Here is a 19612-nt window from a genome sequence, read left to right as displayed (position 1 = left end):
GGGCAGGCCCGGCGCAGGGGCGACGGCCGGGGTCGGAGCGGCGGGGGCGTCGAGCACCCCGGACAGGTCGGCGCGGACATAGGTGCCCGAGCCTGGCCGGCCCACGGCGTAGCCCTCGGCCAGCAGCTGTTCATAGGCGCTGACCACGCTGGCCCGCGCCACGCCCAGGCGGGCGGCGAGGTCGCGGCTGGACGGCAGACGCGCGCCGGGCGCCAGGGCGCCGCTGAGGATCGCCTCGCGCACCTGGCCATAGACCCCGCGCACGACCGGAGCGGCGGGCGGCTCCCAGGGATAGACCTCGGCCCAGCTCATGGTGGCTCCTGAAGTGGTCTGATCAACCTTGCGGAAATGGATCTCTTGTTCAGACCGCTTCCGGCCTAGCACGGTGAGGACAAGGGAAGAAGCCCATGACCGACACCTATCCGACCAGCCCCCGCAGCCGGGTCCGCCGCCGCCCGGATCGCGCCAGCTATGACGCCGCAGCGGTGCATGCGGTGCTCGACGCCGGCCTGGTGGCGCATGTGGCCTATGTCATCGACGGCCAGCCCTTCGTGACGCCCACGGCCTATTGGCGCGAGGGCCGTCGGCTCTACTGGCATGGGGCGGCGGGCAGCCGGATGCTGCAGGCCCAGGCCGGCGGCCTGCCGGTGTGCGTCGCGGTGACCCACCTGGACGGCCTGATCGCCGGGCGGTCGGCCTTCATGCACTCGATCCAGTTCCGCTCGGTCATGGCCTTTGGCCGGACCCGGCTGATCGAGGAGCCCGGCGAGAAGGCCGTCGCCATGGCCGCCTTTCTCGAGCGCCTCTATCCGGGCCGCACGCGGGAGGTCCGCCCGCCCAGCGAGACAGAGCTGAAGCAGATCGCCGTGGTGGAGATGACCATCGAGGAGGCCGCCGCCAAGACCAAGGCCAACGGCGCCGGCATGATCCCGCCTGACGAGGCCTGGCCGGTCTGGAGCGGCGTGATCCCCATCTCTACCCGGGTCGAGGCCCCCCAGGCCGACGCCCTGCACAGCGCCGGCCTGCCGCTCTCCGACAGCCTCGCAGCCTATGTCGCAGGCGGTCGGCTCAGCGATATTCTGGAAGCGTCTCTCGCCGATCAGCCTGGCTTTTCGGCGTAGGCTTTCAGCCGGCCGACCTGGACGCCGATGACGGAGTCCACCGGCTTGGCCCAGGCCTCGCCCAGGCCGCCCTTGGCGTAGCCGCCGACGACATAGGAGACGACCAGGGTGGTCTTGCCCTCGGCCGCCGGCTTGAAGGCGAAGGTCAGGTGGCCGATGGCGCCGGTGGATTGCAGCGGCCCGAGCGCGCCCTGCAGCCGCACCGCGCTGGCGTCGGCGTAGACCACCGTCATGTGCCGCACATAGCCGGTCTTCAGGGTCTCGCAGAAGCAGCCGCCCGCCAGGTCCAGGGACAGGTTCTTGGCGTCGCCGGAATAGGTGTGGGAGGGGTCCCACCAGCCAGCGATGTTCAGCATGGCGGCGCGGACCGCCGCGGGCGGAGCGTTCACAGTGACGTTGAACCGGCTCTCAAAGCCGTTCGGCTGAGCGTCGACCACCTCGGCGCGCGCAGGCCCAGCCATCAGAAAGGCCCCAAGGGCCAGGACCACAGGTTTCATGCCGCGACCTCCTCGCGGCCGGGATCAGGCCGCGCCGAAGCTTAGGGCCCCGCCCCAGAAACTTTCAACCAGCGCGTTCTGCGGCCCAGGCGTTCCGGTGGTGAGGAACACCCGCGCGCCGCCGGTCCCGGCGTCGTATTCCGGGTGCTTGGCCAGATAGGCTTCCAGGGCGTCGGCGGTGGAGTCGGGCTGGTGGATCAGGGGCGTTCCAGGCGGCAGGGCGGCGCGGAACATGTCGGCCACCATCTCATAGTGGGTGCAGCCGAGGATCGCCCGGTCCGGCGGGCGGCCGATCCGGGTGGTGATGGCCTTCACGTGGGCCTCGACCGCCGTGGCCAGCTCCACCGCGCCCGCGCCGCGCTCGATCAGCCGGGCGAGCTCCGGGCAGGGCTCGGAGAACACCGCGACGTCCTGTCGGCGCTTGTCGATCTCGATCTCATAGACCCGGGACTTCACCGTGGCCGGGGTGGCGAATACGGCCAGGACGTCCAGCTTCTCGACCTTGTCGCCCCGGCGCTCGGCCTCATGCTCCCAGGGCAGGCCAGTGGCCGCCTCGATGGTGGGGACGATAATGCCCAGCACATTGACCGGCCGGCCCAGAGTCTTGCGGTAACCGGGCAGCCAGGTCTGCTGCAGGCGGCGCAGGGCCACGCCCGAGGCGGTGTTGCAGGCCAGGACCACCAGGTCGCAGCCAGCGGCGAACAGGCTCTCGCAGCCCGCGCGGGTCAGGTCGACGATCTCCTCGCCGCCGCGACCGCCATAGGGCGCGTGGGCCTGGTCGGCCAGATAGATGAAATCCGCCTGCGGAAAGCGGTCCACAAGCCTGCGGTGGACGGTCAGTCCGCCGACTCCGGAATCGAAAACGCCAATGGCCATGGACCAAGGCGTAGACCAGCCGCGCCGCCTCCGCCAGCCCACCCGCGGCTTAACTGTAAACCACTGTAAAAGGCGACGGAGACCGGTGTCAGTGTCAGATTGACACAGTTGTCACCCCGACTTATATGCACCGCACAAAAGTTGACCCGGACGGCCTCCCCCCACCGTCGTCCCGGCGCGGCCCCCGACGCGCGGCCTCGCTGGCGTACAGTGCGTCATAAAATCCGATCCGAGACCGAACATGCCGGAAGACCCGCGCGTCGTGAGCGCGCCCGAACCTGTCGCCGCCGCCGACGCCAACTGGACCATCGCCGCCGAACTGGACCTGCAGACCGCCCTGGCGCTCGCCAAGGCGTCCACGCGCGCCCTGCTGAACCTGTCGCCCCTGGCCTATCGCGAGATCTCGGCCGCCCTGGGCGAAGAGATCGAGGCCCTGCGCGCCCAGGGCGACGCCCGGTCCCTGGCCACCGCCCGGGCGATCGAACAGTACCTGCCGCGCGCGGCCTGACGAGACCCGCGGCTTGGTGAAGATCAATCTCGAGGCGCGCGCCCTCAACGCCGAGCTCCGGCGGGCGAAGACGCGCGCCCGGATCATGGAGGCCGCTGTCGGGGTGATCTCCGCCAAGGGTTCGGCCGCCACCATCGAGGACTTCGTGGCCGCCGCCGGCATCGCCCGCGGGACCTTCTACAACTACTTCCAGTCGGCCGCCGAGCTGGTGGAGGCCGTCTCCCACGGCGTGGCCGAAAGCGTGGAGACCGCCATCGCCGGTGTCCTGGACGGGATCGAGGATCCGGCCCTGGAGTTCGCCGTGTTCGGCGCGCTCATCGCGCGGCTCACCGTCGATGACCCGACCCGGCGCTGGGCCAATGTGCGGGCCGAACAGCTGCAGCTGGCCTCGCAGGTCCGCCATGTGAGCCGGGTGGAGGGCATCCTGGAGCGCGGGCGCGCCATCGGCCGGTTCAAGATCACCGACCTGCTGGCGGCGCGGACCCTGGCGATGGGCGCCGGGCGCGCCTCGCTGCGCAATATCGTCGATGGCCGCGCGGGCCATGACCACACCGCCGCGGTGTTGAGCCTGGTGCTGGGCGCGCTCGGCGTGCCTGCGGACGAGGCGGGCCGCCTTTGCCTCGAGGCGCTGCAGATCGCGGAACGCCCGGACCAGCGCTCAGCCGCGTAACATTACCGGCCCGTCATGTGACGAGAACGCGCCTGCCCCATAGTGTCTCCGACAAGTCATTGCGGAGTTCCCATGAAGCGGCGCACCTTTCTTACCGCCTCGGCGGCCCTGGCCACCCTGCCGGCCCTGCCGGCCTTCGCCCAGGCGCAGGCCAATCCCCTGACCCTGGCCTGGACCGGCCCCTATGGCGGGGTCCCGCCGTTCGACAAGGTCAAGGTCGCCGACTTCGCCCCCGCCCTGACCGAGGCCATGGCCCAGGAGCGGGCCGAAGTGGACGCGATCTGCGCCAACAAGGCCCCGCCCAGCTTCGACAACACCCTGGCGGCCCTTGAGCGGTCCGGGGCGATGGGTGAACGCGTGGGCGTGATCTACGGGATCTGGAGCGGGACCCTGTCCACGCCGGAGGTGCGCGACGTCGACAAGGCCATGGCCCCGAAGCTGGCCGCCCACAACGACGCCATCCTGCAGAACCCGGCGCTCTTCGCCCGCATCGCGGCGGTCTATGAAGCCCGCGCCGGGCTAACCCCCGAACAGCAGCGCCTGGCCTGGCTCTACTGGACCCGGTTCGTGCGCGCCGGCGCCAAGCTGTCGGCGCCCGACAAGGCCCGGGTGGCCCAGATCAACCAGCAGCTGGCCGGCCTGTTCACCCAGTTCAGCCAGAACCTGCTCGCCGACGAGACCGACTATGTCCTCTACCTGCGCACCGAGAGCGAGCTGAGCGGCCTGCCCGAGGACGTCCGCGCCGCGGCGGCTGCAGCGGCCGAGGCGCGGGGCCACAAGGGTGAGTTCGCCATCCTGAACACCCGTTCCTCCATCGACCCCTTCCTGACCTATTCGTCGCGACGGGACCTGCGCGAGAAGGTCTGGCGGACCTTCTATTCCCGCGGCGACAACGGCGACGCCCACGACAACAACGCCATCATCAAGCAGATCCTGAAGCTGCGGGCCGAGCGGGCGAAGATCCTCGGCTATCCCACCCACGCCCACTGGCGCGTGGAGCCGGCCATGGCCAAGACGCCGGAGGCCGCCATGGACCTGATGATGCGGGTCTGGCCCTTCGCCATCGCCCGCGTCCGCCAGGAGGTCAGCCAAATGCAGGCCATCGCCGACACCGAGAAGCGCGGCGTCAAGATCGCGCCCTGGGACTACCGCTACTACGCCGAGAAGGTGCGGGCCGACCTCTACGCCTTGGACATGAACGCGGTGAAGCCCTACCTGCAGCTCGACAAGCTGCGCGAGGGCATGCACTGGGCCGCCGGCCAGCTCTACGGGTTCAGCTTTACCCCCGTCACGGACGTTCCCGTCGCTCATCCGGACATCACCGTCTGGGAGGTGAAGGCCGCCGACGGCGCCCATGTGGGCCTGTGGTACTTCGATCCCTATGCGCGAGCCGGCAAGCGCTCCGGCGCCTGGATGAACGCCTACCGGTCGCAGTCGACCTTCGACGGGGCGGTGACCACCATCGTCTCCAACAACGCCAACTTCGTGAAGGGCGCGCCGGGCGAGCCGGTCCTGGTCTCCTGGGACGACGCCAAGACCATGTTCCACGAGTTCGGCCACGCCCTGCACGGCCTGAACTCCAAGGTCGCCTATCCATCCCTGTCGGGCACGGCGGTGGCCCGGGACTATGTGGAGTTCCCCTCCCAGCTCAACGAGCACTGGCTGTCGACACCAGAGGTGTTGAACCGCTTCGCCCTGCACTACCAGACCGGCAAGCCGATCCCCGCCGAGCTGGTGGAGAAGATCAACAAGGCCCACACCTTCCGCACCGGCTTCGACGTGACCGAGTACCTGTCCTCGGCCCTGATCGACATGAAGCTGCACCTGGCCGGCGACGCCGACATCGACCCGGACGCCTTCGAGCGCGACGAGCTGAAGAAGCTGGGCATGCCCGAGGAGCTGCCGATGCGCCACCGCACCCCGCAGTTCCAGCACGTCTTCGCCTCGGACGGCTATTCGGCCGGCTACTACAGCTATCTCTGGTCCGAGGTGCTGGACCACGACGCCTTTGAGGCCTTCGAGGAGGCGGGCGGGCCCTATGACAAGGCCATGGCCAAGCGCCTGCACGACACGATCATGAGCGTCGGGAACACCGTGGACCCCGCCGACCAGTACCGGGCCTTCCGCGGCCGCGACCCGGACGTGAAGGCCTATCTCCGCGACAAGGGCTTCCCGACGGGGTGAGGCGTCAGCAGGCCAGGGCCTCGACGAACCCCGCCTGGGCGTAGTCGAGGATCTTTTGGTCCCTGGTGACGATCGTGGCGCCCAGGTGACGTGCGGTAGCGATGATCAAGCGATCTGCCGGGTCGCTGTGCAAGTCGCCGGGCAGGTGCGAGGCGTCGATGACAATTTCCGGTGTCAGGGCCGCAAGTGTCAGACCCGGCGCGGTCAGGGCGCGCGTGAACCAGGTCTTCGGGTCTGGGGTGAAGTGCAGAGCGCCCGGCCGCCCCGCCCGCCGACTGAGGAGACCAATCTCCCACGCCGAGGCGGTGGAGACCAGCAACGCGGCCTCACCGGCCGCGCGTTCGATGTCCACCAACGCCGTTGGAGCGATGGGTGTCCGGTTGATCAGCCAGATCAGGGCGCAGGTGTCGAGGATCAGCACGGGGGCTTCAATTATGAAGCTTGCCGGTCTCGGCGAGGAAGGGCTCGTCCAGGACAGGTTCGGTCAGATCGAAGCCCGGCGGAATGCTCACGCTGCCCTCCATGAACCCGAAAAGGCCCGCCACCTCCGCCTCGGTTGGCTTGGGCGGAGTCAGCACCGCCATGACCTTGCCACGCTTGGTCACCTCCACGCGCTCCAGCTTGCCGGAGCCGAGGCGGTCGAGGATGTCCAGGCACTTCGCCTTGAACTCGGTCACCGTGTAGGTTGTGGTGTCTGTCATGTTCAAGGATGTGGTCATTTGAAATGACCAGTCAAGGGGTGCCGAATGACGGTGGGCGCGTTCCTTGCTCTGGTTGCGGCCGTCGTTCTCGGCTTCGCAATCGCCTTGATCGCGTCGATCATCCTTGCGGTCGCGCACGCCCGCCAGATGGTCAGCGAAGGCGCGCCGATCACGGCTGTGCTGCCCCAGAAGATTTCAGGGCGACGGCCCATATTGTCGCAAAAGGCAGTACTCCATCGGACCAAAGCCCGCCGCTACCTGCTCGTGGTGCTGATCCTGAGCGCGATACAGCTAGCGGTCCGACTGGCCTGGACCGCTTTGGAGAGCGGGCGCTAACTCACTTTCCTTGACCTTTCCGGGCTTTGCGCGCATAAGCCGCCCCTTCCGGCGCAGAGCAATCGCGCCCTCCACCGCCACGACCCCCATATGTGATTTGGGACGAGGGCGGCGAGGCCCCCCGTCGACGTGATCGTCCACGGGGGTCGATTGCGTTTGGGCCCCCGCGTTGTCTTCGACAACGCAGGTTTTTTAGGTGCGCATTTCCCATTCGGGAAATGCTCGCGGAGTTCGCTAGTGTTCGACGCACTTACAGATCGGCTGTCTTCCGTTTTCGACCGGCTCTCCGGTCGTGGCGTGCTGTCCGAAAAGGACATCGACGAGGCGCTGCGCGAGGTGCGCGTGGCCCTGCTCGAGGCCGACGTCGCCCTGCCGGTGGTGCGCGAGTTCATCGCCAAGGCCAAGGAACGGGCCTCCGGCGAAGAGGTCATCCGTTCGGTCCGCCCGGCCGACCAGGTGGTCAAGATCACCTATGACGGCCTTGTCGAGATGCTGGGCGGCGAGGCGGCCGAGGGCCTGAACCTCTCGCTGAACCCGCCGACCGTCATCCTGATGGCCGGCCTGCAGGGCTCGGGTAAGACCACCACCGCCGGCAAGCTGGCGCTGAAGCTGCAGAAGGACCGCAAGAAGGTCCTCTTGGCCTCGCTGGACACCCGCCGCCCGGCGGCCATGGAGCAGCTGGCCATGCTGGCCAAGCTGGCCGAGGTCGACAGCCTGCCGATCGTCGCCGGCCAGACCGCCCCGGACATCGCCCGCCGGGCCATGTCGGCGGCCAAGCTGCAGGGCTATGACGTCCTGATCCTGGACACCGCTGGCCGCACCACCCTGGACGAGGCCATGATGGCCGAGGCCGCGGAGATCGCGAAGATCGCGAACCCGTCCGAGACCCTGCTGGTGGCCGACAGCCTGACCGGCCAGGACGCGGTGCGCACCGCCAAGGCCTTCCACGAGCGCCTGCCCTTGACCGGCCTGGTGCTGACCCGCGCCGACGGCGACGGCCGCGGCGGCGCGGCCCTGTCCATGCGGGCGGTCACCGGCCTGCCGATCAAGTTCCTGGGCGTCTCGGAAAAGATCGACGGGCTCGACGTCTTTGACGCGGCTCGCGTGGCCGGCCGCATCCTGGGGCAGGGCGACGTCGTCGCCCTGGTGGAGAAGGCCGCCCAGGACCTGGACACCGCCAAGGCCGAGGCCATGGCCCGCAAGCTGGCCAAGGGCCAGTTCGACCTGGACATGATGGCCGACCAGTTCGCGCAGATGAAGCGGATGGGCGGGATGGAAGGCCTGATGGGCTTCCTGCCTGGGGTCCAGAAGGTCAAGAAGCAGATGGCCGAGGCCAACATCAACGACAAGATGCTGGACCGTCAGGCGGCCATCATCTCGTCGATGACCAAGGCCGAGCGCAAGAAGCCCGACATCCTGCAGGCCTCGCGCAAGCGCCGCATCGCCGCGGGCGCGGGCGTCGACGTGGCCGATGTGAACCGTCTCCTGAAGCAGCATCGCCAGATGGCCGACGCCTTCAAGATGATGAGCAAGGATGGCGGCAAGGGCTTCGCCCGCATGGCCGGCATGATGGGCGGCGGCGGCATGGACCGCCTCAAGTCGCTCGGCGGCGGCAAGCTGCCCCAACCCGATCCGGCCCAGCTGGAAGAGCTGGGCAAGATGGCCGCTGGCGGCAAGCTGCCCGGCCTCGGCAGCCCCGGAGCCCCAAAACTTCCCGGCTTGGGCGGTCTGCCGCCCGGCTTCAATCCCTTCAAGAAATCCTAGACTTACAAAGGACTACCTATGCTGAAGATCCGTCTCGCCCGTGGCGGCGCCAAGAAGCGCCCCTACTACTCGATCGTCGTCGCCGACAGCCACTCGCCCCGCGACGGCCGCTTCATCGAGAAGGTCGGCGCCTACAACCCGCTCTTGAAGAAGGATGACCCGAACCGCGTCACCCTGAAGCTGGAGCGCATCCAGGACTGGATGAAGAAGGGCGCCCAGCCCACCGACCGCGTCGCCCGCTTCCTGGGCCAGGCCGGCGTCGTCGAGTGGAAAGCCGGCAACAACCCGACCAAGGGCGTGCCCGGCCAGAAGGCCAAGGAACGTGCGGAAGAGCGCGCCCAGCGCGAGGCCGACAAGGCCGCCGCCCTGGCCGAAGCCGCCGCCGCCCCGGCGGTGGAAGAAGCTCCGGCCGCCGCCGAGGAAGCCCCGGCTGCTGAAGCCGCGGAATCGACCGAAGCCTAAAGTCTGTACGGGAGGCGGTTATCGCCCATGGCTGACCGCCTCCTTCAGATCGCCCGTGTGGCCGGCGCCTTCGGTGTGCGGGGGGAGATCCGTATCTCCACCTTCACCGAGGATCCGCTGGCGCTCGCGGCCTATAAGACCTTGTTGCGTCAGGACGGCTCGCACGGCCTGACCATCACCTCGGCCCGCGTGGCCAAGGGCGGCGTCGTCGCCCGCGCCAAGGAGGTCGCCGACCGCGACCAGGCTGAGGCGCTGCGCGGCCTGAAGCTGTTCATCCCCCGCGACGCCCTGCCGCCGCCGGAAGATGAAGATGAATTCTATCTCGCCGACCTGATCGGCCTGTCCGTCGAGACGCCTGAGGGCGAGGTGCTCGGCCGCGTAAAGTCGGTGCACGACTTCGGCGCCGGCGACCTGCTCGAGATCGATCCTCCACAAGGCGCCACCTGGTGGCTGCCCTTTACGCGCGAGGCCGTACCTGAGGTGCGGATCGCCGAAGGCAAGCTGATCGGCGTCCGGCCGGTCGAGAGCGAATAGCGCCTCACCCTTCCGCGGCTCCCCCGCTCATCCCGGCGAACGCCGGGAACCAGATCCTATGGCTCGGTCTCTGGGCGGCGCCCCGCGATGGGCCTTTCCACTTGCTCTGCGCTCTACGACCTGGATCCCGGCGTTCGCCGGGATGAGCGGGAAGGTGAGATATATCTAAAATAGCTCTTGCGCTCACCGATCCTCCGATATATCTGAAATTCAGACATATCTAAATAGGATCGAAGAATGCATAGACACTTTTGGGATCGACACGAACATCACAGCCGGCACGGCTGGGGCGGCCACATGCGGGATCACCTGCGCGGCGCGCGCCATGGCGGCGGACGCGGCGGACGCATCGGCCGGCTGCTGGAGCACGGCGACCTGCGGTTCGTGGTCCTTGCCCTGGTTTCGGAAAAGCCGCGCCACGGCTACGAGATCATCCGCGAACTTGAAGAGCGCACGGGCGGGTCGTACCGGCCGTCGCCGGGCGTGGTCTATCCGACCTTCAGCCTGCTCGAGGACGAGGGGTTTGTCCGCGCCATCGGCGACGAGGGCGGCCGCAAGGCCTATGAAATCACCCAGGCCGGCCGCGAGGCCCTGGACGCCAACCGGGCCGGCGTGGACGCCATCTTCAGCCGCCTGGACGAGGCCGGCGCCCAGTCCACCGGGGCCCGTCCGCGCATCCAGCGCGCCATGCAGAACCTCCATACCGCGCTGGCCCTGCGCCTGCGCCAGGGCGAGATCTCCGAAGCCCAGGTCGACGCCATCGCCGCGGCCCTGGACGACGCCGCCGCCAAGATCGAGCGGGTGTGAGGGGGGCACTCCCTGGAGCTATCCATGGGTGTCATCCCGGCCGCAGCGAAGCGGAGGGCCGGGACCCATAGATACCGATCTCTCCGGAAGGCCCCGCGCGTCTGGGTCCCGGACAAGCCCTGCGCGCTTTCCGGGATGACACTCTAGGAGGAGCACCCGGCCTTGGAGATCAATCCATCAGCTTCTGCGCCAGGTACACATAGTGCCTGGCCCAGCGGCGGGCGTTGAGTTCGGGGTCGGCGTCGTTGGCGTGACCGCCATAGGTCTGCTCGTAATAGAGGTAGGGGACGCCCATGGCCTCCAGCCTGGCGGCGAACTTGCGGGCGTGGCCGGGGTGGACCCGGTCGTCGTGGGTGTTCGTCGTGATGTAGGCCTCGGGATAGGTCACGCCGGGCTTGAGGTTCTGGTAGCCCGAGTACCTGGCGATGAAGGCGGCGTCGGCGGGGACGTCCGGGTCGCCGTACTCGCCGATCCACGAGGCCCCGGCCGACAGCTTGTGATAGCGCAGCATGTCGATCAGCGGGCTTTCCACCACCACCGCGCTCCACAGCTCCGGGTGTTGGGTCATGGACACGGTGGTCAGGACGCCGCCGTTGGAGCGGCCATAGATCCCTAGACGCCGGGGCGAGGTCAGGCCCCGGACGGTCATGTCCTTGGCCACCGCGGCGAAGTCGTCGAAGGCGAGCTGGCGCTTGTCGCGCAGCACGGCCTGGTGCCAGGCCGGGCCGAACTCGCCGCCGCCGCGGATATTGGCGATCACATAGGCGCCGCCCCGCTCCAGCCAGATCTTGCCCATTTCCGGCAGGTAGATCGGCGGCTTGGCGATCTCGAAGCCGCCATAGCCGTACATGATGGTGGGGGTGGAGCCGTCGAGCTTGGCCGCCTTGGGCCAGACCACGAAATAGGGGATCTTCGTCCCATCCGAGGAGGTCGCCCAGTACTGGCGCACCTCGTGACGGCTGGCGTCGAACTGGGCCGGCAGGGCCTTGAGCTGGGCGGCCTGGCCGCCGGCGGCGTCGGCCAGCCACAGGCTGGTGGGATCGAGGAAACCCTCGGCTGAGACGAACAGCTGGTCGTCAGAGCCGGCGGTCGAGCGCAGGCCGAAAGTGGCGTCCTTGGGCAGGGCAAGGCGCCGGGCCGCCGACCACTTGCCGCCGGTGAAAGCGTAGGCGTCGACGGCGCCCTTCACCTCGTCCAGCAGGTTGACCACCAGCCGGCTGTCGGTGGCGTCCACCTGCTGGATGGCCTGGCGCGGGCCGGGCTGGAAGATGAGGACCGGCTTGGCGGTCCCGGCCTGCAGGGCCTTCAGATCGTAGCTGACCAGGGCGCCGGCGCCGAAGCCGTTCCAGGCCTCCTTGAGGGCGAAGACCAGCTGGCCGGAGATGTAGGCCTCGAACTCGGACTTCTTCGGCAGGGCGATGGGCTCGGCCGCGCCCACAAGCCGGTATTCGCTTTCGAAGAAGGTGATCCCCCGCCGCACCAACAGAGCGTCAGCGCGCGCCCCCTCACCGTGCAGCACCACCGGGGCGGCGGAGACGTCCGTCGGCAGGCCCCGGAACACCTCGCGCGTCGCGCCGTCACGGCCCACCACCTTGACCACATAGGCGTAGCCGGAGGCGGTCACCTCGCCGGGCGTCCATTCCCGGGCGGCCAGCACATGGTCGGCGTCGATCCAGTCCAGGGTCTGCTTGCCCTCGGCGAAGCGGAAACCGTTCGCGACGAAGACCTTTTTGGCGGTGTCGTACTCGCGCACCTCCACCGCATCGCCGCCGCCATTGGACAGGCGGACCAGGCAGAGGGTCTCGGTGGGCTTCCTGCAGTCCGCGCCCTTCCAGATCCAGTTCTTGCCCTCGGCCTTTGACAGGGCGTCGAGATCCAGGGTGACGTCCCAGGCCGGAGCGGCGGTCTTGAAGCTGGCGAGGCTGGCGTGGCGCCAGATCCCGTGGGTGTGCTCGGCGTCCTGCCAGAAGTTGTCGACCCCGCCGGCCCGGAACGACGGCCAGGGGATACGGTCCTCGGCGGTGAAGATGGCGCGGGCCTGGGCGTGGAAGGCCGCATAGCGCGGGTCCTTCTCCAGCCGGTCGGCGGTGCGGGCGTTCTGGCCCTCGACCCAGGCCAGGGCCTTGGGCGCGTCGATGTCCTCCAGCCCGATGAAGGGGTCGGCCTGGGCCTGGTTTTGGGCGCAGGCGGTGGTCGCGACCAGGCCGGCGGTGAAGGCGAGGAGCAGATGTCTCATGTGACGGTTATGCGGCCAGGCCGCCGCCGGCGAAAGCCTCAGTTGCGATAGACCCCCGCCAGGCGCTTGGCCTCGCGCGCGTCGAGGGCTTCCGGCCAGGCCAGGGTGCTGATCCATTGGCGCCGGCCACAGACGGGACAGTCGCGGGCGACGTGGCGGGCCACATGGCCGATGGGGGTGCGGAAGCCGCCGGCGCCGGTGGCGTGCAGGCGCTTGATGATCCGGGCCGGGTCATAGGCCCGCGCGAACCGGCAGGAGCGGCAATAGATCAGCATCCGGCATCCGGGATGGCGGCGCGCATCCTCCATCGGCGCCGTGGGCGAGACCGGGATGGGTTTCAGCCTCATGTGTCCACCGCATAGAAGTGCGGCCGGCGCGTGAAGTGATAGGCCGCCGTCTCCAGGCCATCCAAGGCGATGGCGATGGCGTTGTAGTCGCGGCCGAACGGCTTGCAGCGCCTCTGCAGGGCGCGCAGCTGGTCGGCATAGGGGCGCAGGGCCTCGAACTCCCGCAAGGGGTCGGCGAGGCCCACATAGGCTCTCTGAACCACGGGTCTCTCCTGGTGGATGATGAGAACAAAAACAGAACATATGGCCTGCAGCGACTCCGGCCAGGCTGTATTTTTGCGAGGCGCTCAACCGAAAATTGGCGACGCGGTCATCGGGGCTTGCAAAAGGTGACGAGTGCGTCATCTTTGAGCGATCTGGAGGACGTCCATCATGCAGAAGGTCCTGGGGACCCTGTTCCGTTTCATGCCGTTCCTGTTCGGGATCGGCTTCGTCGCGCCGGTGATCGCCCAATCGATCCAGGCCCTGGGCGGGGTCCTGCCCTATGGGGTCTCGCCGGTGGCTTTCGGCCTCGTCGCGGGCGGCGCCTGGGGCGCCTTCGCCAACTGGAGCGGCCGATGGATATGAGCCCCGTCACCGCCGAGGGCCGCGATCTCTCGGCCCTGTCCAGCCAGGAGCTGATGCGCCTGGAGAAGGCCATCGCTGAGCGGTTCATGGGCGGCGTCCCCTGGGGCGCGGTCACCTGGGGCCTGGTCAACCTCGCCATCTGGCTGAGCCTGTGGCCCCTGACCCTGTTGGGCGTCCTGCCCCTGTGGGCGGCGTTTCCCATCGCCACCCTCAACGTCATGCTCTGCTACCTGCCGAGCCACGAGGCCCAGCACCGGATCATCGCCCGCGAGGGCGAGCCGCTGTTCTGGTTGAACGAGCTGGTGGGCCACCTGTCGACGATCCCGATGATGCTGCCCTATGGCGTCGCCCGGCTGACCCACTACGAGCACCACAAGCACGCCAACCATCCCGAGCTGGACCCGGACATCGGCACCAAGTCGAACGGGCCCTGGCACATGATCTTCAAGTCCATCGCCCAGCGGCAGCCCGGATCGGCGGCGGGCAAGTCCTATGGCGCCACCCTGGCCCGGCTGGGTACGGATGAGGCCAAGCGCGCCGGTCTGGTCGCCGTGGTCTACCAGCTGGCCTATCTGGCGGTGCTGTTCGGCATGGCCTGGAGCGGCCACGCCCTGGTCGCCCTGCTCGTCTGGTGGCTGCCGCGCCAGATCGGGGCGACCTATATCCAGTTCTATCTGAGCTGGGCGCCGCACCACCCGGGGACCCAGCTGGGCCGCTACAAGGACACCCGCTCGTTCCGCAGCAAGGCGGGAGTGATCGGCTCCATGGGCATGGAGTACCACATCATCCATCACCTCTATCCGCGCATCCCGCTGATGCGGACGCCGGCCGCCTACTGGGCCCTGCGTCCGGTGCTGGAGGCGCGCGGCTGTGACGTGAAGGGGCTCTAGGCCCTAGCGCTCGGACTGGCCGCGCCAGGCCTTCTCTTCCAGGCCTGAGCGGCCTTCGCGGCTTTCCAGCCAGCGGGCGACGTCGTCGAGGCTGACGCCCGCGGCCACCAGGGTGACCAGGAAGTGATAGATCAGGTCGGCGCTCTCGCTGGCCAGGCCGTCCTTGTCTTGCTGGACGGCGGCGATGACCACCTCGACGGCTTCCTCGCCCAGCTTCTTGGCGGCGCGCTCAACACCCTCGGAGAGCAGTTTGGCGGTGTAGGAGCTGTCGGGGCTGGCCGACTTTCGCGCCTCGATGGTGGCCATCAGGCGGTCCAGGGTCTCAGCAAAGCGGCTCATCAGACAGTCTCCGTCAGGCGCACGGGGATATTCGCCTCAGCCATAGCGCGTTTCACTTCGCCGATGGAGACCTCGCCGAAGTGGAAGATCGAGGCGGCCAGCACGGCGTCGGCGCCGCCCTTCACCACCGCATCCACCATGTGCTGGGCGTTTCCGGCCCCGCCAGAGGCGATCACCGGCACGTTCACGGCGTCGGTCACGGCCTTCAAGAGGTCGAGGTCGTAGCCGGTCTTGGCGCCGTCGCGGTCCATGGAGGTGAGCAGGATCTCGCCCGCCCCGCGCTTCACCACGTCGATGGCGTAGTCCACCACGTCCAGGCCAGTGTCATTGCGGCCGCCATAGGTGAAGACGTGCCAGCGGTCGCCCGTGCGCTTGGCGTCGATGGCCGTCACCACCGCCTGGGAGCCAAAGGCGTCCGCGCAGTCGGAAACCAACTCGCGCCGCTCCACCGCGGCGGTGTTGACGCTGATCTTGTCGGCCCCGGCCAGCAGCAGGCGCCGGGCGTCCTCCACCTGGCGGATGCCGCCGCCCACCGACAGGGGCATGAAGCAGACATCGGCCGTGCGGGCGATCACGTCCAGGATGGCGCCGCGGCGCTCATGGCTGGCGGTGATGTCCAGGAACATCAGCTCGTCGGCGCCGGCGGCGTCATAGGCGCGCGCCTGCTCCACCGGGTCACCCGCGTCGCGCAGGGAGACGAAGTTGACCCCCTTCACCACCCGGCCGTCCTTGACGTCCAGGCACGGGATGACGCGGACCTTGAGCATCAGCCGGCCGCCTGCAGGGCTTCCGCCGGGACGATGGCGCCGTTGTAGAGCGCCCGGCCCAGGACTGCGCCGGCGACTTCCGTGCCCTTGCGGGCCTTCAGCTTGACGATGTCCTCGACGCTGGCCAGGCCGCCGGCGGCGATCACGGGGATGGCTACCGCGTCGGCGATGGCCCCGAAGGCCTCGACGTTGAAGCCCATGACCGTGCCGTCGCGGTCGATGTCGGTGATGATCAGGGCGCCGACGCCCACGTCCTCGAAGCGCTTGGCGACGGTGACGGCGTCGAGGTCGGAGCTCTCGGTCCAGCCCTGGGTCGCCACCTTGCCGCCGCGCACGTCGACGCTGACGGCGATCTGTTCCGGCCACAGGCGGGCGGCCTCGCGGACGATCTCCGGCTGGGTCACCGCCACGGTGCCCAGGATGACGCGGGAGACGCCCGCCTCGATCCAGCGCTCGACATCGCGGATCGAGCGGATGCCGCCGCCCAGCTGGACCGGCACCGACACGGCCTCGAGGATCGCCTCGACGGCCTTTTCATTCACCGCCTTGCCCTGCACCGCGCCGTTCAGGTCGACCACGTGGATCCAGTGGAAGCCGGCGTCGGCCCACTGGCGCGCCTGGTCGGCGGGGGAGTTGTTGAACACGGTCGCGGTGTCCAGGTCGCCGTGCAGGACCCGCACGCACTGGCCGTCTTTGAGGTCGATGGCCGGATAGAGGATCATGGGCGCCATTCCAGGAACCGCGCGAGCAGGGCGAGCCCGGCGCTTTGGGATTTTTCAGGGTGGAACTGCACGCCGGCCACATTGCCCCTGGCGACGGCGGCGGGAAACGCCCCGCCATGATCGACCCAGGCCGCGACATGGGCGTCGTCGTCCGGGAAGATGGCGAAGGAGTGGGTGAAATACATCGGCGAGGCGCCGATCCCGGTGATCAGGTCAGGGCCCGAAAGCCGCGTCAGGGCGTTCCAGCCCATGTGCGGCACCTTGGCGTGCGGGTCGGCGGGGGTGATCTTGCGGACATCGCCCGGGATCCAGCCCAGGCCCTTGGTCTCGCCGAATTCCAGGCCGCGGGTGGCGACCAGTTGCATGCCGACGCAGATCCCCAGGAAGGGCCGGCCCTTTTGCTGGACCACCTCCTGCAGGGCGTCCTCCAGGCCGGGGCGGCTTTCGAAGGCTTCCATGCAGGCGCGGAAGGCGCCCACGCCCGGCAGCACCACACGGTCGGCGCGGCGGATCAGGTCGGGATCACAGGTGACAACGATCTCGGCCGACCCGTCCGCGGCGCGGACCAGGGCCTTTTCGGCCGAGCGCAGGTTGCCCGACCCGTAATCGATCAGGGCGACGCTCTGCATGGTGTTTCTTCCCTACAGGACGCCCTTGGTGGACGGCGCTTGGCCGTGGGTCTTCGGGTCCAGCTCGACGGCCGCGCGCAGGGCGCGGGCCAGGGCCTTGAACCCGCTCTCGGCGATATGGTGCGAGTTGTCGCCGTAGAGGGTCTCCAGGTGCACGCAGGCCCCGCAGTTCATGGCGAAGGCGTGGTGGAACTCCTTGAAGAGCTCGGTGTCGAACTCGCCGATCTTCGGCGTCTTGAAGGCCACCTTCCAGACCAGGTAGGCGCGGTTCGACAGGTCGATGGCGCAGCGGGTCAGGGTCTCGTCCATCGGCACATAGGCGTGGCCGAACCGGCGGATGCCCTTGAAGCCGTCGAGGGCCTTCATGACCGCCTGGCCGAGCACAATGCCGGTGTCCTCCACCGTATGGTGGGCGTCGATATGCAGGTCGCCCTTGGTGCGGACATAGAGGTCGATCCCGCCATGGCGGGCGAAACTGTCCAGCATGTGATCGAAGAAGCCGACGCCGGTTTCGACATCGGACACGCCGGAGCCGTCCAGATCCACGCGAACCGTGATCTGGGTCTCCTTCGTGTTGCGGACCACCTCGGCCGTGCGGGCCATATTCTTAGAGTCCTTTCGCGGCCGCGAGGTCCTTGAGCGAGACCTGGGGCCTGGGGCCGTAATGCGAGATCACTTCCGACGCCGCCAAGGAGCCCAGGCGGCCGCAGTCTTCCAGCGACCGGCCCTTGGCGAGGCCGAACATGAACCCGGCTGCGTATTGGTCGCCCGCGCCGGTCGTGTCCACGACTTTCTCGACCCCGAAGGCCGGAACCGAGACCTGCTCGGCGGAAGCGACAATCACCGAGCCCTGGGCGCCTCGGGTGACGGCGGCCAGCTTCACGCGGACGCGCAGCTGTTCCAGGGCGTCGTCAAAGTCCTGTGTCTCGAACAGGGCGCAAAGCTCGGTGTCGTTGGCGAACAGGATGTCCACCTGGCTGTCGATGAAGCCCATCAGGGCGGCGCGGTGGCGCTCGACCACGAAGCCGTCGGACAGGGTCAGCGCGATCTGGCGGCCCGCCCCGCGCGCCAGGCCCGCGGCCTTGGCGAAGGCGCGGCGCGCCGGCTCGGCGTCGAACAGGTAGCCCTCCAGGTAGACGATCTTGGCCTGCTCGATCACGGCGGCGTCCACGTCGTCGGCGGTGAACTCCACTGAGGCGCCCAGATAGGTGCACATGGTCCGTTCGCCGTCTGGCGTGACATTGATCAGGCAGCGGGCGGTGGACGGCCCACCGACCAGCGGGGTTGGCTGGAAGTGGGCGCCGATGGCGCGCATGTCATGGGTGAAGACCTTGCCCAGCTGGTCGTCGGCCACCTTGCCCAGATAGGCCGCGCGGCCGCCCAGGCTGGCGATCCCGGCGATGGTGTTGCCGGCCGAACCGCCCGAGGTCTCCACGCCCGGCGCCATGTCGCCGTACAGCTGTTCACCGCGGGCCTCGTCCACGAGCATCATCGCGCCCTTGTCCAGGGCGTGACGGGTCAGGAAGGCCTCTTCGGCGGGAGAGATGACGTCGACGATGGCGTTGCCGATGGCGGCGACGTCGTAGAGCTCGGACATGGGTGAGGGTTCTTTGTTGGCGTGGGCGGCTGACTACAGCCAAAGGGACTGGCGGGCAACGCGAGGACGTCGCTAGAAGCCTGCAACACAAACCTTTTCGGACGGCTTAAGCATGGCGCCTCGGCTGTTCCATTTCAGCGATGATCCGGCGATCAGCCGTTTCGAACCCCGGCCGGTGCAGGTCGCGGCCGAGCGGGCGCCGGGCATGGACTGGCTGAACGGTCCCCTGGTCTGGGCGATCGAGGCCGCGCACCGGGCCATGTACACCTTTCCCCGGGACTGTCCGCGCATCCTGGTCTGGGCCCTGCCCGCCTCCTCGGAGGCCGACATCAACCGCTGGATGGGACCGGGGCGGCCGGCCATTACAGCGTTTGTGGAATGGGCCTGGCTCGAACGGCTGAAGACCGGCGTGATCCACCGCTACGACCTGCCGCCTGAGACCTTCGAGAGCCTGAAGGACGCCGGCATGTGGGTGAGCCGCGCCCCGGTGACGCCGCTTGGCCGAGAGACCCTGACCGACCTGCCCGCCGCCCTGGCCGAGGCCGGCGTCGAGCTGCGCCTGGTGGAGAGCCTGGTTCCGTTCAAGGACGTCTGGGCCTCCAGCCTGCACGCCAGCGGCATCCGGCTTAGGAACGCACAGGGCTGGCTGGAGGCGGGGCAACCCCTGCGGGCCGTGGGGCGTTGAACCCGGGACCCGCCGCAAGGAGGCCCCGATGACCAATCCCGTTCCCAACACCCACAAGGATGAAAAGCGCGCCTTCACCCACGGCTCGGGCGGCGCCGCAGCCGACGCCGCGGTCGAGGGCCGCGCCCAACTCGAAGACCGCCATATCGACGTCCCCCACGCGCGCGTCGCCGACAGGCCGCTGGAGGATGACGAGAAGCACGACCAGCTGGCGGACAAGGAAAAGGAAGCCGAGGACCGCCAGGAAGCCCTGCTTGACGAGGGCCTGGAGGAAAGCTTCCCCAGCAGCGACCCGGTGAGCGTGAAGCGGATCACATAAGACCAGCCGTCATGGCCGGGCTTGTCCCGGCCACCCATACGCGCCAGAGCCGTG

At 68.6% G+C, this 19612-nt stretch carries 27 protein-coding genes; 13 read left to right on the top strand and 14 right to left on the bottom strand.

Annotation, left to right across the window (positions count from 1 at the left end; all coding sequences use genetic code 11):
• Positions 1-312, bottom strand: a 312-nt coding sequence (locus ACFQ27_RS14275; RefSeq protein WP_377354052.1) for a GntR family transcriptional regulator, incomplete at its 3' end; no start/stop codon positions are given.
• A gap of 95 nt (positions 313-407) precedes the next feature.
• Between ACFQ27_RS14275 and ACFQ27_RS14270 the strand changes: the two genes are divergently transcribed.
• Positions 408-1121 carry a pyridoxamine 5'-phosphate oxidase family protein gene (locus ACFQ27_RS14270; RefSeq protein WP_377354051.1) on the top strand — a complete coding sequence of 238 codons (714 nt, stop codon included), beginning with the start codon at positions 408-410 and terminating at the stop codon, positions 1119-1121.
• Here ACFQ27_RS14270 and ACFQ27_RS14265 read toward each other — a convergent pair.
• Complete coding sequence (locus ACFQ27_RS14265) at positions 1100-1618, bottom strand: SRPBCC family protein (protein WP_377354049.1); 519 nt, start codon at positions 1616-1618, stop codon at positions 1100-1102. The genes ACFQ27_RS14270 and ACFQ27_RS14265 overlap by 22 nt on opposite strands.
• A 24-nt stretch (positions 1619-1642) precedes the next feature.
• Entirely contained in the window at positions 1643-2494 is an 852-nt protein-coding gene (locus ACFQ27_RS14260; RefSeq protein WP_374344221.1) for a glutamate racemase, read from the bottom strand.
• Positions 2495-2756: 262 nt separating this feature from the next.
• On the opposite strand from ACFQ27_RS14260, the gene ACFQ27_RS14255 reads away from it, so the two are divergent.
• The 3 genes from ACFQ27_RS14255 to ACFQ27_RS14245 all read left to right on the top strand — a co-directional run bounded on the left by ACFQ27_RS14255 (position 2757) and on the right by ACFQ27_RS14245 (position 5856).
• Positions 2757-3002, top strand: a complete 246-nt coding sequence (locus tag ACFQ27_RS14255) for a hypothetical protein (protein WP_377354048.1) — start codon at positions 2757-2759, stop codon at positions 3000-3002.
• A gap of 16 nt (positions 3003-3018) precedes the next feature.
• Entirely contained in the window at positions 3019-3672 is a 654-nt protein-coding gene (locus ACFQ27_RS14250; protein WP_377354047.1) for a TetR/AcrR family transcriptional regulator, read from the top strand.
• A gap of 72 nt (positions 3673-3744) precedes the next feature.
• Positions 3745-5856 (top strand): M3 family metallopeptidase, encoded by a 2112-nt coding sequence (locus ACFQ27_RS14245; protein ID WP_377354046.1) that lies wholly within the window; start codon positions 3745-3747, stop codon positions 5854-5856.
• 4 nt (positions 5857-5860) lie between these two features.
• On the opposite strand, the gene ACFQ27_RS14240 is transcribed toward ACFQ27_RS14245, so the two are convergent.
• Together ACFQ27_RS14240 and ACFQ27_RS14235 are read right to left on the bottom strand one after the other, a co-directional pair.
• On the bottom strand, positions 5861-6277 hold the full coding sequence (locus ACFQ27_RS14240; protein ID WP_374344213.1) for a type II toxin-antitoxin system VapC family toxin: 417 nt from the start codon (positions 6275-6277) through the stop codon (positions 5861-5863).
• Positions 6278-6284: 7 nt separating this feature from the next.
• Positions 6285-6557, bottom strand: coding sequence for a type II toxin-antitoxin system Phd/YefM family antitoxin (locus ACFQ27_RS14235; RefSeq protein ID WP_377354045.1), 273 nt, complete (start codon positions 6555-6557; stop codon positions 6285-6287).
• Positions 6558-6602: 45 nt separating this feature from the next.
• Here ACFQ27_RS14235 and ACFQ27_RS14230 point away from each other — a divergent pair, with 45 nt between their 5' ends.
• The 5 genes from ACFQ27_RS14230 (at position 6603) to ACFQ27_RS14210 (ending at position 10460) form a co-directional block, all read left to right on the top strand.
• Positions 6603-6893, top strand: a complete 291-nt coding sequence (locus ACFQ27_RS14230) for a hypothetical protein (RefSeq protein WP_377354044.1) — start codon at positions 6603-6605, stop codon at positions 6891-6893.
• Between the two features lie 237 nt (positions 6894-7130).
• Positions 7131-8657 carry a signal recognition particle protein gene (ffh, locus tag ACFQ27_RS14225; protein ID WP_374344208.1) on the top strand — a complete coding sequence of 509 codons (1527 nt, stop codon included), beginning with the start codon at positions 7131-7133 and terminating at the stop codon, positions 8655-8657.
• 18 nt (positions 8658-8675) lie between these two features.
• Positions 8676-9119, top strand: a complete 444-nt coding sequence (gene rpsP / locus ACFQ27_RS14220) for a 30S ribosomal protein S16 (protein WP_377354043.1) — start codon at positions 8676-8678, stop codon at positions 9117-9119.
• Between the two features lie 27 nt (positions 9120-9146).
• Entirely contained in the window at positions 9147-9653 is a 507-nt protein-coding gene (rimM, locus tag ACFQ27_RS14215) for a ribosome maturation factor RimM (RefSeq protein ID WP_374344204.1), read from the top strand.
• 237 nt (positions 9654-9890) lie between these two features.
• A complete protein-coding gene (locus ACFQ27_RS14210) occupies positions 9891-10460 on the top strand; it encodes a PadR family transcriptional regulator (RefSeq protein WP_374344202.1) in 570 nt (189 codons plus the stop codon).
• Positions 10461-10629: 169 nt separating this feature from the next.
• Here the strand turns inward: ACFQ27_RS14210 and ACFQ27_RS14205 are convergent, their stop codons facing one another.
• Genes ACFQ27_RS14205 through ACFQ27_RS14195 form a run of 3 tightly spaced genes read right to left on the bottom strand, consistent with a single transcriptional unit; the run spans position 10630 to position 13246 of the window.
• The gene (locus ACFQ27_RS14205) at positions 10630-12696 is read right to left on the bottom strand and encodes a prolyl oligopeptidase family serine peptidase (protein WP_377354041.1); all 2067 of its coding nucleotides are present in this window, start codon (positions 12694-12696) and stop codon (positions 10630-10632) included.
• Positions 12697-12734: 38 nt separating this feature from the next.
• On the bottom strand, positions 12735-13043 hold the full coding sequence (locus ACFQ27_RS14200; RefSeq protein ID WP_377354040.1) for a hypothetical protein: 309 nt from the start codon (positions 13041-13043) through the stop codon (positions 12735-12737).
• Positions 13040-13246, bottom strand: a complete 207-nt coding sequence (locus ACFQ27_RS14195) for a hypothetical protein (RefSeq protein WP_374344195.1) — start codon at positions 13244-13246, stop codon at positions 13040-13042. The genes ACFQ27_RS14200 and ACFQ27_RS14195 overlap by 4 nt, the downstream gene beginning before the upstream one ends.
• 169 nt (positions 13247-13415) lie before the next feature.
• Between ACFQ27_RS14195 and ACFQ27_RS14190 the strand changes: the two genes are divergently transcribed.
• Together ACFQ27_RS14190 and ACFQ27_RS14185 are read left to right on the top strand one after the other, a co-directional pair.
• Positions 13416-13610, top strand: coding sequence for a hypothetical protein (locus tag ACFQ27_RS14190; protein WP_374344193.1), 195 nt, complete (start codon positions 13416-13418; stop codon positions 13608-13610).
• A complete protein-coding gene (locus ACFQ27_RS14185) occupies positions 13601-14500 on the top strand; it encodes a fatty acid desaturase (RefSeq protein WP_377354039.1) in 900 nt (299 codons plus the stop codon). The genes ACFQ27_RS14190 and ACFQ27_RS14185 overlap by 10 nt, the downstream gene beginning before the upstream one ends.
• 3 nt (positions 14501-14503) lie before the next feature.
• Here the strand turns inward: ACFQ27_RS14185 and ACFQ27_RS14180 are convergent, their stop codons facing one another.
• The 6 genes from ACFQ27_RS14180 to ACFQ27_RS14155 are packed head-to-tail and all read right to left on the bottom strand — an operon-like array spanning position 14504 to position 18554.
• Positions 14504-14839 carry a phosphoribosyl-ATP diphosphatase gene (locus tag ACFQ27_RS14180; RefSeq protein WP_374344189.1) on the bottom strand — a complete coding sequence of 112 codons (336 nt, stop codon included), beginning with the start codon at positions 14837-14839 and terminating at the stop codon, positions 14504-14506.
• On the bottom strand, positions 14839-15606 hold the full coding sequence (hisF, locus tag ACFQ27_RS14175; protein WP_374344187.1) for an imidazole glycerol phosphate synthase subunit HisF: 768 nt from the start codon (positions 15604-15606) through the stop codon (positions 14839-14841). Before hisF ends, ACFQ27_RS14180 begins: the two co-directional genes overlap by 1 nt.
• Positions 15606-16328, bottom strand: a complete 723-nt coding sequence (hisA, locus tag ACFQ27_RS14170; protein WP_374344185.1) for a 1-(5-phosphoribosyl)-5-[(5-phosphoribosylamino)methylideneamino]imidazole-4-carboxamide isomerase — start codon at positions 16326-16328, stop codon at positions 15606-15608. Before hisA ends, hisF begins: the two co-directional genes overlap by 1 nt.
• Positions 16325-16957, bottom strand: coding sequence for an imidazole glycerol phosphate synthase subunit HisH (gene hisH / locus ACFQ27_RS14165; RefSeq protein ID WP_377354038.1), 633 nt, complete (start codon positions 16955-16957; stop codon positions 16325-16327). The genes hisA and hisH overlap by 4 nt, the downstream gene beginning before the upstream one ends.
• Before the next feature lie 12 nt (positions 16958-16969).
• Positions 16970-17560, bottom strand: a complete 591-nt coding sequence (gene hisB, locus ACFQ27_RS14160; RefSeq protein ID WP_374344181.1) for an imidazoleglycerol-phosphate dehydratase HisB — start codon at positions 17558-17560, stop codon at positions 16970-16972.
• A 4-nt stretch (positions 17561-17564) separates the two neighbouring features.
• A complete protein-coding gene (locus ACFQ27_RS14155; RefSeq protein WP_377354037.1) occupies positions 17565-18554 on the bottom strand; it encodes an adenosine kinase in 990 nt (329 codons plus the stop codon).
• A 112-nt stretch (positions 18555-18666) separates the two neighbouring features.
• Here ACFQ27_RS14155 and ACFQ27_RS14150 point away from each other — a divergent pair, with 112 nt between their 5' ends.
• Positions 18667-19239: a DUF6886 family protein gene (locus ACFQ27_RS14150; protein ID WP_377354036.1), complete on the top strand. Its 573-nt coding sequence runs from the start codon at positions 18667-18669 to the stop codon at positions 19237-19239.
• 28 nt (positions 19240-19267) lie between these two features.
• Complete coding sequence (locus ACFQ27_RS14145; protein ID WP_374344175.1) at positions 19268-19558, top strand: hypothetical protein; 291 nt, start codon at positions 19268-19270, stop codon at positions 19556-19558.
• Positions 19559-19612: the final 54 nt, after the last annotated feature.

It is taken from the genome of Phenylobacterium conjunctum, assembly GCF_042679085.1.
Classification (GTDB): Bacteria; Pseudomonadota; Alphaproteobacteria; order Caulobacterales; family Caulobacteraceae; genus Phenylobacterium; species Phenylobacterium conjunctum.
The sequence above is the reverse complement of the archived record's forward strand: the minus strand, read 5'-3'. Positions and strand labels throughout refer to the sequence as shown.

Bases quoted from the DNA above. Each gene is read 5' to 3' on its own strand.
- ACFQ27_RS14235 (WP_377354045.1), bottom strand. From the start codon at position 6,557: ATGACAGACACCACAACCTACACGGTGACCGAGTTCAAGGCGAAGTGC.
- rpsP (WP_377354043.1), top strand. From the start codon at position 8,676: ATGCTGAAGATCCGTCTCGCCCGTGGCGGCGCCAAGAAGCGCCCCTAC.
- ACFQ27_RS14200 (WP_377354040.1), bottom strand. From the start codon at position 13,043: ATGAGGCTGAAACCCATCCCGGTCTCGCCCACGGCGCCGATGGAGGAT.
- ACFQ27_RS14150 (WP_377354036.1), top strand. From the start codon at position 18,667: ATGGCGCCTCGGCTGTTCCATTTCAGCGATGATCCGGCGATCAGCCGT.
- hisH (WP_377354038.1), bottom strand. From the start codon at position 16,957: ATGCAGAGCGTCGCCCTGATCGATTACGGGTCGGGCAACCTGCGCTCG.
- ACFQ27_RS14185 (WP_377354039.1), top strand. From the start codon at position 13,601: ATGGATATGAGCCCCGTCACCGCCGAGGGCCGCGATCTCTCGGCCCTG.
- ACFQ27_RS14230 (WP_377354044.1), top strand. From the start codon at position 6,603: ATGACGGTGGGCGCGTTCCTTGCTCTGGTTGCGGCCGTCGTTCTCGGC.
- ACFQ27_RS14270 (WP_377354051.1), top strand. From the start codon at position 408: ATGACCGACACCTATCCGACCAGCCCCCGCAGCCGGGTCCGCCGCCGC.
- hisA (WP_374344185.1), bottom strand. From the start codon at position 16,328: ATGATCCTCTATCCGGCCATCGACCTCAAAGACGGCCAGTGCGTGCGG.
- rimM (WP_374344204.1), top strand. From the start codon at position 9,147: ATGGCTGACCGCCTCCTTCAGATCGCCCGTGTGGCCGGCGCCTTCGGT.
- ACFQ27_RS14260 (WP_374344221.1), bottom strand. From the start codon at position 2,494: ATGGCCATTGGCGTTTTCGATTCCGGAGTCGGCGGACTGACCGTCCAC.
- ACFQ27_RS14145 (WP_374344175.1), top strand. From the start codon at position 19,268: ATGACCAATCCCGTTCCCAACACCCACAAGGATGAAAAGCGCGCCTTC.
- ACFQ27_RS14180 (WP_374344189.1), bottom strand. From the start codon at position 14,839: ATGAGCCGCTTTGCTGAGACCCTGGACCGCCTGATGGCCACCATCGAG.
- hisF (WP_374344187.1), bottom strand. From the start codon at position 15,606: ATGCTCAAGGTCCGCGTCATCCCGTGCCTGGACGTCAAGGACGGCCGG.
- ACFQ27_RS14205 (WP_377354041.1), bottom strand. From the start codon at position 12,696: ATGAGACATCTGCTCCTCGCCTTCACCGCCGGCCTGGTCGCGACCACC.
- ACFQ27_RS14155 (WP_377354037.1), bottom strand. From the start codon at position 18,554: ATGTCCGAGCTCTACGACGTCGCCGCCATCGGCAACGCCATCGTCGAC.
- ACFQ27_RS14190 (WP_374344193.1), top strand. From the start codon at position 13,416: ATGCAGAAGGTCCTGGGGACCCTGTTCCGTTTCATGCCGTTCCTGTTC.
- hisB (WP_374344181.1), bottom strand. From the start codon at position 17,560: ATGGCCCGCACGGCCGAGGTGGTCCGCAACACGAAGGAGACCCAGATC.
- ACFQ27_RS14245 (WP_377354046.1), top strand. From the start codon at position 3,745: ATGAAGCGGCGCACCTTTCTTACCGCCTCGGCGGCCCTGGCCACCCTG.
- ACFQ27_RS14210 (WP_374344202.1), top strand. From the start codon at position 9,891: ATGCATAGACACTTTTGGGATCGACACGAACATCACAGCCGGCACGGC.
- ACFQ27_RS14265 (WP_377354049.1), bottom strand. From the start codon at position 1,618: ATGAAACCTGTGGTCCTGGCCCTTGGGGCCTTTCTGATGGCTGGGCCT.